Source organism: Pseudomonadota bacterium (genome assembly GCA_039815145.1).
GTDB lineage: Bacteria > Pseudomonadota > Gammaproteobacteria > Steroidobacterales > JBCBZW01 > JBCBZW01.
Map to the genome: position 1 here is coordinate 1 of JBCBZW010000146.1, position 11,480 is coordinate 11,480.

At 66.5% G+C, this 11,480-nt stretch carries 6 protein-coding genes; 3 read left to right on the forward strand and 3 right to left on the reverse strand.

Annotated elements, in window-relative coordinates; genetic code table 11:
* The first annotated feature begins 191 nt into the window (after positions 1-191).
* Complete coding sequence (gene aguB, locus AAF184_21890) at positions 192-1,073, forward strand: N-carbamoylputrescine amidase (protein ID MEO0425003.1); 882 nt, start codon at positions 192-194, stop codon at positions 1,071-1,073.
* On the opposite strand, the gene AAF184_21895 is transcribed toward aguB, so the two are convergent.
* Entirely contained in the window at positions 1,070-1,252 is a 183-nt protein-coding gene (locus tag AAF184_21895) for a hypothetical protein (GenBank protein MEO0425004.1), read from the reverse strand. The two genes, aguB and AAF184_21895, sit on opposite strands and share 4 nt — an antisense overlap.
* 518 nt (positions 1,253-1,770) lie before the next feature.
* Here AAF184_21895 and AAF184_21900 point away from each other — a divergent pair.
* The gene (locus AAF184_21900) at positions 1,771-2,739 is read left to right on the forward strand and encodes a sterol desaturase family protein (GenBank protein ID MEO0425005.1); all 969 of its coding nucleotides are present in this window, start codon (positions 1,771-1,773) and stop codon (positions 2,737-2,739) included.
* A gap of 52 nt (positions 2,740-2,791) precedes the next feature.
* Here the strand turns inward: AAF184_21900 and ppnN are convergent, their stop codons facing one another.
* Positions 2,792-4,189, reverse strand: coding sequence for a nucleotide 5'-monophosphate nucleosidase PpnN (ppnN, locus tag AAF184_21905; GenBank protein MEO0425006.1), 1,398 nt, complete (start codon positions 4,187-4,189; stop codon positions 2,792-2,794).
* A gap of 426 nt (positions 4,190-4,615) precedes the next feature.
* On the opposite strand from ppnN, the gene AAF184_21910 reads away from it, so the two are divergent.
* On the forward strand, positions 4,616-10,069 hold the full coding sequence (locus AAF184_21910) for a CHAT domain-containing protein (GenBank protein ID MEO0425007.1): 5,454 nt from the start codon (positions 4,616-4,618) through the stop codon (positions 10,067-10,069).
* A 56-nt stretch (positions 10,070-10,125) separates the two neighbouring features.
* Here the strand turns inward: AAF184_21910 and AAF184_21915 are convergent.
* Positions 10,126-11,480, reverse strand: a 1,355-nt coding sequence (locus AAF184_21915; GenBank protein ID MEO0425008.1) for an integrin alpha, incomplete at its 5' end; no start/stop codon positions are given.

Sequence of the window (11,480 nt, forward strand, 5' to 3'; positions counted from 1 at the left end):
CCAGCAACGCTCGTGCGGGTCCCACTCGGCCGGCATCCGATAGGTCGTCACGTCCACCGATTCCTCAAGGTACTTCGTTGAGGCGCAGACTATGCGAGCCGAGCCCCCCACGCAAAGGGCGATGCCCTTTGCACCGGCGGGCGCACTCGTGAGACAACCTGGACGCAGCTCGAGGAGGAGGGGATCCGCAGATGCGCTCAGTGACGTTGGCGGCCACGCAGATGGCGTGCAGTTGGGATCGCGAGGCGAACGTCGCCCGAGCGACGGACCTGGTCAGGCAGGCGGCGGCCGATGGCGCTCAGATCATCCTCCTGCAGGAGCTGTTCGAGACGCCGTACTTCTGCATCGAGCAGCACGGCGAGCATCTGCAGCTGGCGACCCCCCTCGCGGACAATCCCTTCCTGGCCCACTTCCAGAAGCTTGCAAGCACGTTGGGTGTGGTGTTGCCCATCTCCTGGTTCGAACGCAGCGGCAACTGCTTCTTCAACTCCGTGTGCCTCTTCGATGCCGACGGCGCCATGCTCGGCGTGTACCGCAAGACCCACATCCCCAACTCGATCGGCTACCAGGAGAAGACCTACTTCAGCCCCGGCGATACGGGCTTCAAGGTGTGGGACACCCGCTTCGGGCGCATCGGCGTGGGGATCTGCTGGGACCAGTGGTTTCCGGAGGCGGCCCGCGCGATGGTGTTGGGCGGCGCGGAGATCCTGCTCTACCCCACGGCCATCGGCAGCGAACCCGGGGATGCGACGCTGGACTCGCGCGAGCACTGGCGCCGGGCGATGCAAGGTCATGCCGCCGCCAACATGGTGCCCGTGGTCGCGTCCAACCGCATCGGCGTCGAGGTGGCGACGCAGGACCCGCAGCTGTCGATGACCTTCTACGGCAACTCGTTCATCGCCGATCATACCGGCGACCTGCTCGTCCACGCGGATGACCGCGACGAGGCCACGCTATTGGCGACGGTCGATCTAGCGCAGTGTGAGCGTCACAGAACGGAGTGGGGGATCTTTCGAGATCGCCGCCCGGAGTGTTACGGCGCTCTACTCACCCTGGATGGGGCGAAAGGCTAGTCGTCGTCCTTCTTGCCCATCTCGATGGCGCCCCAGGCCAGCAGCAGAGAGGCGACCGCGCCCAGCACCACGTGATCATCGAAGACCGCCTTGAGGAACACGATGATCGGGATCGCGCTGAAGATCAGGATCACGCCCTTCGTTTGGCGTGACATCTTCTTGGTCGGCTTGTCGGACATCCTCTGGATCCTCGTTCCCTGAGCCATCGTTCGGTCTGTTGCGACGTCTGTGCGTCTTTCCGTTCGGGTGCCGCAGCGCGCCTGCTGTCAGCGCGGGCGCCACGGCCACTGAGGCCTAGATGCAAGGGGTGTGCCTGTGAGCGCACGACGACGACCCCCGGCTGAGGCTTGCCGGGGCGAAGTGCTTGGCAGCGTGGGTTTGGCGCAGGTGTTCGGTACCTGCGGCTGCGGATTTCGCAGTATTTCTTCGCCTGAAGAACACTTCCTGCGACGCACGACTTTAGGGCCCTGTTGATTCAGTACGGGGCAAGCGCACCCGTTTGCCCTCGTGCTGGACAGCGCGGCTCTCGGCCCATGTCCATCGGGTTGATAGGGCTCTTCGCTGGATAGGTTTCGATTGCAAAGAACTCGGGGCCGACGTCACGGCGTCGATGCCGGCAGTCTGGCGTGATCCTTGCTTAGAACAAGGGGTTAGCGAGCACTTCACGCCACCATCGCAAGCCCAGGGGACCCGCGAGATGACCGACGCCAGCTTGGATCAGGCCACCAACCCACCTATCTCCAGCGGCGTCGGGGGGGCGACCGGGCAGGGCGCATGGACCGCCAGGGACTACCTCTCCGCCGCCATCCAGCCCACGCTCGTGATCGGTTCGATGCTGCTGGTGGCCACGATGATCATCACCGAGTGGTGGGACCACAAGCTCTTCGCCCTGATCATGATCATCCTGCCGACGCCGCTGCTCATCTTCGCCGAGCGCATCTGGACCAAGCGCAAGGACTGGATCCTGGAGCCGCACGAGCTGGCCGAAGACGCCTTCTGGCTCGCCATGGGCGGTCTCCTCTGGGCGCCGCTCTACAGCGACTACTACAAGACGCCCCTGTCCGAGGGCTTCCGCGCCCTGCGCGACATGGCGCCCCTGCAGATCAGCCTGGCCCCCGAGTCGGTGTTGGGTCTGATCGCGGCTGCCATCGCGATCAAGCTGGTGGCGAGCTTCGTCTACTACTGGTTGCACCGCTGGCAGCACGAATCGTCCTTCTGGTGGCGCATCCACGCCACCCACCACCACATCACCAAGATGAGCTGCATGCGGGGCGCGCGCACCCATCCCCTGGAGTACCTAGCGCTCGCCGTAGGTACGCCGGTGGCGCTCGCGTTGCTCGGGGCCAGCGACTACGTGATGGCGGTGTCGGGCGCCTTCGGCATGTGGAACGGGAAACTTAACCACTCGAACCTGCCGTTGAAGTCCTTACCCATCTACGACTGGTTCTTCGCCACCGCCCAGCAGCACCACGTGCACCACGCCCACGCGCTGGAGCAGAGCAACACCAACTACGGCTGCAACATCATCCTGTGGGATCGCCTGTTCGGCACCTACTGTGGCGATACGGAGGTGGGGCAGATCGGCGCGGGCAAGGCGAAGGCCCTGTCCATCAAGGACCAGCTGTTGATGGCGTTCTACCCGAAGGAAAAGCTAGACAGCCTGTAAAGCTCAACGGGCGCGCGTGGTGGCATCGGCCGCCGCGCGCGCCGCGGGTACTTCAGCCGTGCACCTCGTAGCAGGGCACGTACTCGCCCATCAACTTCATCCTGCCGGCGGCGACGAACTCCCTCAGCAACCCGTCCAGCGGTGCCAACAGCGTCTCGTCCGCCCGAATCCTGAACGGCCCGTGCTCCGCGACCGCGCGAATGCCCGGTTCCTTCACATTGCCCGCCACGATGCCTGAGAACGCCCGCCGCAGGTCGGCGGCCAGGTCGTGCACCGGACGGTCCCGTTCCAGGCGCAGGCCCGCCATGTTCTCGTGGGTGGGCTCGAACGGTCGCTGGAACTCGTAGGGGATGTGCAGGAGCCAGTTGTAGTAGAAGGCATCGCCCGTCGATACCCGGTTGCGCCGCACCTGGCGCACGCCGTCGTTCACGCGCGCCGCCACAGCGGGCGGATCGCCGACGATCACCTCGTAGTACTGGCGCACCTGCTCGCCCAAGGCCTTCACCAGGAAGGCATCAACGGACGTCAACCATCCGCGACTCTGTTCGGGCCCCGTGAGCACCAGGGGCAAGGTCACGTTGGCGTTGTTCGGGTGCATGAGGATGCCGAGGAGATACAGGATCTCCTCCGCCGTGCCTGCGCCACCCGGGAAGATCACGATCGCGTGAGCCGCGCGCACGAACGCCTCCAGACGCTTCTCAATGTCCGGCAGGATCACCAGGTGATTGACCATCGGATTGGGAGGCTCGGCCGCGATGATTCCCGGTTCGGTGAACCCGACGTAGCGGCCGTTGCGGTTGCGTTGCTTGGCGTGCCCCACCGCGGCGCCCTTCATCGGCCCCTTCATGGCGCCGGGGCCGCACCCCGTGCACACATCCAGGCCGCGCAGGCCCATGTGGTAGCCGACCGCCTTCGAGTAGTCGTACTCCTCGCGGCCGATCGAGTGCCCGCCCCAGCAAACGACAAGGTTAGGTGGTGTGCGAACGGCCATGATGTCCGCGTTGCGTAACACGTGGAAGACGGCGTTGGTGACGCCGGCGGTGGTGTCGAGGTCGAAGAGGTCGTCCTGCTCGAGCACGGTCGTCATGTACAGCACGTCGCGCAGCACCGCGAAGAGGTGCTCCTTGATGCCCTCGATCATGTAGCCGTCGACGAAGGCGCTGGCCGGCGCGTTGGCGATGCGCAGCTGCACGCCGCGGGTGCGTTGGATGATCTCGCAAGCGAAGTCGGCGTAACGGGCGAAGATGGCGGCTGCATCGTCGGTCATGTTGCCGGTGTTGAGGACGGCGAGGGCGCAGCGGCGGAAGAGTTCGGCGGCGTTGCCCGTGCCGGCGCGGCGCAGCACGTCGACTTCGAGTTGCGACAGCATTTCGAGCGCGCCGCGAGGATTGACGTCGACGGAGACGGTGTCTGTTTGGGGAGTGGTGGGGGGCGGTGACTGCTTGCTCATAGGGTCCTGGAGATTGGGGAGGGGCCGGTGCGGTCCCGCATGGTACCGCTGTTGGACGGGCGGCGGATGGCTTGGACGTCCAGTGGAACCAAAGCACGGCGGGGCGGCAAGGTATTGGTGCGCTTTACGGGCACATGACATGTCGACGCCACGCTGCGGTGCAATCTCATCCCATGTGGGCGCAAGCGATAAGGGTGGCCTGGATGATGTCGTCTGCTGACCGTGCGGTGGTGCGAGAGAGAACATCGCTAGAACACACAATGACGATGCGTAAGGAGCTCACGCAGCTAGTGCACACGTTGGCTGCAGGGTCACCGCAGGGGGGGGCTCGGCACACGGCACGTTCTCGCGTTTGCACCACCAATCCCGCATTGTTAGCGAAACGTCCACCGCCGCTCCGGCGATGCGCTGCACCAAGGAAGATCAATGACTGCGAAGATTCGTCTCCAGGGACGCCGACGGACCATCGACGATTCCACCGAGAGCGCACTACCCACCTCCTCCTTGATCCGGTCTGAGGTCACCCTCGACGTCGCGTGCGACGCGGGCGCTCGTTCCGGCGGCGAGCGGGTGGAGGCGCCGGCGCAGGGCAACGACCTGCTGGAGGTCGACCTCGGCGGAGGCCTCGTGCTCTGGACCACGGTCGAGCAGTACCTCGAGGACACGAGCGACCAACCCTTCAAGGCGCGCGCACGCTCGCCCCAGGATCTGCCTCTCGAGTACCCCGTGCGCAATCCGCGCGGCACCCGGGGACGGGTCGCCTGGGCGGTGCAGGGCCTGAAGACCGTCGGCGTGGACTTGGTCGAGATCGGTGCTGATGCCACGATCGACCTGGTTGCCGAGAAGATCGAAGACGATCGCCTGGCCAAGACGGGCGATGAGGTGGGCGGTCTGTTCCGCTTCGACGGCCAGGTGCTGGGCGAGGCGGTGACGAGCGCGGAGCAGATCGCCACCGGCGACCGGAAGAAGCCGATCCTCGTGTTCGTGCACGGCACCTTCTCCACCACGCCGGGATCCTTCGCCAGCCTCAAGAGCCGACAGCCCGCGAGCTGGCAACGCCTGGTGGCCACCTACGGCGATCGCATCTACGGCTTCGACCACCGGTCGATCACCCAGAGCCCCGTCGAGAACGCGCGCGATCTCATGGCCCTGTTGCCGGCCGACACGCCGGTCCACCTCATCAGCCATTCGCGCGGCGGCTTGGTAGGCGAGTTGCTCTGCGCGGGCCGTGGCGCGAAGGGCCGCGACGAGCCCGTGTTCGATGCCCACGCCATCGCGCTCTTCGACCAGGATGTGGACCAGCAAGCGTTGCGGACGCTGAACGACGCGTTCAAGGAGCGCGGATCGCCCGTCGAGCGATTCGTCCGCGTCGCCTGTCCGGCCCGCGGCACCACCTTGATGGAAGGCCGCTTCGACCTATGGCTGTCCGTGGTCATCAACGTCACCAAGGCCTCCGCCAAGGCCTTGGGCAAAGCGCTCGGCGTGCCTACGGGCGGCCTCGCAGGGGACCTCGCGGACGTCGCGAGCATCGCGGCCGACGTGCTGGCGGCAGCGGCGAAGCTGCGCGCGGATCCCACCAAGCTGCCGGGCCTGGAGTCGATGCTCGTCACCTCGCCCACGGTGAAGTTGCTGAACACCTTCCGCACCGTAGAAGCCGATCTCACGGTGGTGTCCGGGGATTTCGAGGGTAGCGGTATCGCCGGCCGTGTCGCCGAGTTCGTCAGCGACCGCTATTTCGGCGAGGACCACGACCTGGTGGTGCCTACCGCCTCGATGAAGCGCGGCATCCGCCGCCCCGAGGGGCGCCTGTTCCACGTGCCGAAGGTGACCCACGGTGGGTACTTCTCCCACCCCCACAGCGCCGCCGCCATCGCAGACGCCCTGCAACCGCAAGTGCCCGCCGGCTTCGACAGCCTGCGCGGTCGCGGGCAAGCCATCGAGGCCGTGCATCGAGGCGCTGGGGAAGGGGAGCCGGCGATCGATGCGACCAAGCCCTGGCTCTACGTGCTGCCGGGGATCTTGGGCTCGAACCTCAGCGTGGACGACAACGAGATCTGGTTGGACTTCTTCGACCTGGCGCGCGGTTGCATCAACCAGCTCGCGAGCGACGCTGAGGGCGTCGAGGCCACCTCCTTGAACGGCGGCGCCTACGGCAAGTTCGTGGAGTACGCACGCAAGCACTTCAACGTGGTGCCCTACGCCTACGACTGGCGCCTCTCCCTGGAAGCGCTCGGCGATCAACTCGCCGATGAGCTCGAGGACGCGCTCCGGCAGGCCGAACAGCCGCTTCACGTAATCGCCCACTCGATGGGCGGCCTGGTGACCCGGGCGATGATGGCGCGCCGCCCCGAGGTGTGGGATCGCCTGGTGGCGAACGGCGGTCGCCTGGTGATGGCGGGCACGCCCAACGCCGGCTCCTACGCCACCGTTCGCGCCCTGCTCGGGCGAGGCAAGATGATCAGCTTGCTCGCCCTGCTTGATCAGTTGAACAGCAAGGAACAGCTGCTCGACGTGGTCAACGAGTACCAGGGCTACCTGCAGCTCCTCCCGCAGCCCGGCAGCGAACCCCACCAACAAGCCGATCACTTCGCCTTGGCCATCTGGCGTGAGTACCGCGAGCTGCGCGACAAGGGCTGGTCCGTGCCCAACGGCAACATGCTGCGCCAGGCCGGTGCCGCGATCGGTCGGGTGTTGGAAGAACCCCTGCGCCATCCGGAACGCATCAAGTACGTGGCCGGCTTCGCGCGCGAGACCCCGGCAGGGATCCGCCTCGAGGGCGGGAAGATCAAAGTGGTGGGGAGTCGGCGGGGCGATGGCACCGTGCTGTGGGACGGGGGCATCCCCCAGGGCACGCAAGCGTGGTACGTGCGCACCAAGCACGGCAATCTGCTCGATCACAAGCGCTCGTTCTCCGCCTACCGCGATCTGCTCAAGCACGGTGCGACGTCGGAGCTCTCGCAAGAGCCGCCGGTCGCGCGCGCGAGCGACGAGCCCTTCTTCATCGAGGACGACCCCGGCCCGCAGTACTTCCCTGACGAGGACGCCATCTTCGATGAGTACCTCGGTGGCGAACCCGAGGGTGACGCGGGCGATGCGACGCCGGTGCAGGTGAGCGTCGTGCATGCGGATCTGCGCTGGGCCAAGCACCCGGTGCTGATCGGCCACTACCTCGACGACGGCATCTACAACGCCGAGCAAGCGCTCGACGAGACCCTCGGCTATCGCCTCAGCCATCGTCTGAGCCTCGACGACTATCCAGGACGGCTGGGCTCAGCGGAGGTCTTCTTCGCCGACGAGCGCGCCATCGAGCACAACCGCAAGGGCGCGGTGGTGGTCGGCCTTGGCGTCATCGGCGACCTGCAACCCCAGGCGCTGGTGATGACCCTGGCTCGCGGTATGCGCAACTACGCCGCGCGCTGCGGAGAACTGACCCCGAGTGCCGACGGCCTGTCGTTGACCGCATTGCTGATCGCGAGCGGCGAGGGCGGCGTGGGCGCCAAGGACTCCCTGCGCGCGCTGTTGAGCGCCGTGCACCTGACCAACCTCAAGATCGAGGAGGTCAACAAGGCGAGCGCCAACGGCGACGCGGGGCAACGCCATCTCTCGCCCATCACTCACTTGGAGGTGTACGAACTGTTCCACGACCGCGCCGTGCAGGCCCAACACTACCTGCGCGAACTCGGGGCGGAGGCGCGCTTCGCGCCATGGTTGGTCGCCGAAGAGCATCTGACGCGCGGCAAGGGCGGTCGCCGTCGCATGGTGTTCGAAACCCGCAACGCGTGGTGGACCCGACTGACCATCGAACGCCTGCCGTCACCTACTGATCCCGATGGGCAGCCCCTCGGCTTCAAGTTCACCGCCCTCGCCGATCGGGCGCGTTCGGCGGAGCATCGGGTCACCGTGCAATGGCGCCTGATCGATGAGCTGCTCGCCAACGCGCGCAGCGGTGATCGAGAAGCGCTGTGCGATCGCCAGGCGCTCTTCGAGCTGATGCTGCCGCACGACTTCAAGCGCGCGGCGGCGGAGGGGCGCAACGTGGTGCTCGTGGTCGACGCCAAGGCCGCCAGCTACCCCTGGGAGTTGTTCCTCGATCGAGGCCTCGACGCAGATCGCGACGCCGGGCCCGCGCACACGGGCTTGCTGCGCAGCCTGCGCGAGGAACGCCCGCGCGCGATCACTCATGCGAGTGAGCTGTCCGCTTTCGTGCTCGGCGACCCGACCCCCGCCGATGACCCGGACTTCGCTCAGCTCGAGGGCGCCCGCCGCGAGGCCCTCGCCGTGGTGGAGCGACTGCAGGGCAGCGGGTGGGATGCCAAGCATAGCCTCGTCCGCGGCCGAGCGCCGATGGATACGGCTGACGTGTTGTGCGGGCTGTTCAAGGGCGACTATCGCCTGCTGCACCTGGCCGGTCACGGCGTCTTCGACCCCGACGATCCCACCCGCAGCGGCATGATCATCGGCCCCGTCGAGGGCGATACCTACGAGGAACGCGCGGCCAGCCGTCCCCTGCTCACGCCCGGCGAGATCCACCAGCTCCCCGTCACCCCGGAGCTCGTGTTCATCAATTGTTGCTACCTGGGCGCCATCGACGATCCCGACGCACCCGGCCAGCAGCACGCTCGCGCGGATCGTCATCTTCTCGCCGGCAATCTCGCTACCGAGTTTATTCGCATGGGCGTGAAGGCGGTCGTGGCGACCGGTTGGGAGGTGGATGACGGCGCAGCGCAGGCCTTCGCCGACGTCTTCTACGAGAAGATGCTCGCGGGCGAGAACTTTGGCGATGCGGTGATCGACGCGCGCAACGCCGCCTACGCCGAAGCGCCCTTCTCCAACACCTGGGCCGCCTACCAGTGCTACGGCAACCCACAGTTCCGATTGGTCGTGCGCGAGAACGAGCAGGGCCAGTTCTCGCCCGGACGCTACGTGGATCCCGGTGAAGCGGTGGTGGACCTGGAGAACCTCAGCGCCATGGTCCAACAGGGAGAGGATGACGCGCGCGACTACTGCCGCCGCGGTGCCGAGCGCCTGGTGCAGGCGCTCCCGGAATCGTGGCGAGTGCGCTCGGACATCAACGCTGCGCTCGGCGAACTCTACGGTGACCTCGGCGACTTCGAGGCAGCGATCGACTGCTACACCAAGGCCATCGCGAACGCTGCTGAGGGCAGCACCGTGCCCATTCGTGCGATCGAGCAGCGCGGTAACCTGCGTGCTCGGTGGGCGGGCGAGGTGGCCTGGGAGCTTGCGGAGCGCGGTGAATTGACGCCGCAGGCCAAGGAGGAGGCGCTCGAGCGGGTCGAACGGTCGATGGAGGAGCTACAGCACCTCATGGCGATTGCCACGACGACCGAACGCGAGGCGCTCCTCGCCAGCGCCCAAAAGAGCATGGCCATAGTGCAGCTGTTGGAGGTGAAGGGACGTGGGCTTGCTCGGCGCAAGGTGATCGACGCCTTGGTGGCGATGGCGAAGAGCTATCGCGCGGTCGCCGCGCAGAAGCCGCAGCCGGATCTGTACACCCAGACGAACTCGCTGGTGGGCTTGGCCTTGCTCTACAAACTGTCCGAGCGAGACTACGCGGTGGGTAAGCACGAGTTCCCCAGCCTCAGGGCGTTGCAGACGGAGTGCGATGAGGTGTTGAGTGCCGCTCGCCAGCAGTCGGATAACGCCGCGCACTTCTGGGACATGACCTACGTGCTGGATGCCTTGACGGCCAAGGAGCTGATCTCGCGCGGGCGCATACGCACGGAGGCGGTCAAGGAACGTACCGAGCGTCGGGAGGCGCTGTTTGCGAGTTCGTTAGGGGCTGTGCGTCAGTGGCGGTCGGTGGAGCGGCAGGAGCGTTTCGTTGAGTTAGTAAAGGTGGCCGCTGAGCAGGGTAACTGAGTGGCGGGTGGTCGCGATCCCGTCGGATCGCGTCCACGGGTTCTTGATACTGAGGGTTACTTCGCTGGTGAGCGACCGAAGATCACGAAGCTTCGCCGCGCCACCTGCGCCCCACCGAAGTCGAGCACCGTGCCGAGGACCAGGTCGTCCAATCCGTCGCCGTTGAGATCTCCCCCGCCGTCCACATCCACGCTGGTCAGCGCCTGAGCGGGCGGCGTGCGCAAGGTGAAGCCATCGCTGCCATCGAGGGCTGCCAGGTTGACCTGCGCGGGCAGTGCATTGCCGCCGTACACCACGTAGGCCTCGACCAACTCGCCTGCGCCCGGGATCGTTCGTGCCCCGGCGATCAGCAAGTCCGCGAAACCGTCCGCGTTGATGTCGAAGTCGCCGGCCACGGGGGTGGCCTTGAGGCTCGCGCAGCAGGCGGGTGGCGACACGAGCGCGACGCCTGCTCCCGGGCTTAGGTTGCTGAGGTCCACGGTGGCATCGAAAGTCGGACGGCCGTAGAGCACGTAGGCCGCGCCGGTGAAGCCGTCGATGCGCGCGCTCAAGATGATGTCGTCTAGTCCGTCGCCGTTCACATCGCCCGCGCGGTCGAGGGAGATGTCGTCGGGGAAGTCGCCGTTGGGTTCGATGATGAACCCCTCGACGCCGTCGAAGGTGGCGAAGAACTCACCGAAGGGGCCGCCCTTGCCGAAGACCACGTAGCCGTTGCCGCGGCTGGTGCCGATGGCGAAGTCGTCGATACCATCGCCATTGACGTCGCCGAGGGCACTGACGCCTTGGCCGGTGAGGTAGTCGTTGCTCACGATGTAGAAGGTGTCATCACCCGCGTTGGTGAACAGATCCACTTGCGGCGGGAAGCCTTCGTCCGAGCCGAAGACCGCGTGGCCGTAGCCTCGGCTGTAGAGGAAGAGGCCGTCGTAGGGGGCGCCGAGCACGAGGTCGTCGATGTTGTCCCCGTTGATATCGCCGACGATGTCGACGTCTTCGCCGATGCGGGAGTCGAAGGCGGGGAAGGGGTAGCGCACGACGAAGCCATCGTCCCCGTCGAGGGTGGCGAGGGCGACGTCCTCATCGAGGGCGGTGGTGCCGAAGACCACGTAGGCGCCGCCGTTCTCCTCGTCGCCCGCGAACTCCTCCTCGGGGGCGCCGAGGATCAGGTCGTCGATCCCGTCGCCGTTCACGTCGCCGCCGCCGCCAAGGCTCTCGATGGGGCCGGTAGGTTGCGAGGCGATTCGGACACCTAGGCCCTGGTTCGCACCGATGTCGCTGGCGGGGATCACCGCGGGGAAGGGCGTGTTGCGACCTGGCAGCACGAAGCTGAGCGGCTCGCTGCTCGTGACCAGGTCGGCGAGACCATCGCCATTGAGGTCGCCAGCGATCGCGACTGCGCGCCCTGCGCCGGCCA

What these genes read in the sequence shown, in the direction of transcription:
- aguB (MEO0425003.1), top strand. Translation starts at nt 192, where the DNA reads ATGCGCTCAGTGACGTTGGCGGCCACGCAGATGGCGTGCAGTTGGGAT.
- AAF184_21895 (MEO0425004.1), bottom strand. Translation starts at nt 1,252, where the DNA reads ATGTCCGACAAGCCGACCAAGAAGATGTCACGCCAAACGAAGGGCGTG.
- AAF184_21900 (MEO0425005.1), top strand. Translation starts at nt 1,771, where the DNA reads ATGACCGACGCCAGCTTGGATCAGGCCACCAACCCACCTATCTCCAGC.
- ppnN (MEO0425006.1), bottom strand. Translation starts at nt 4,189, where the DNA reads ATGAGCAAGCAGTCACCGCCCCCCACCACTCCCCAAACAGACACCGTC.
- AAF184_21910 (MEO0425007.1), top strand. Translation starts at nt 4,616, where the DNA reads ATGACTGCGAAGATTCGTCTCCAGGGACGCCGACGGACCATCGACGAT.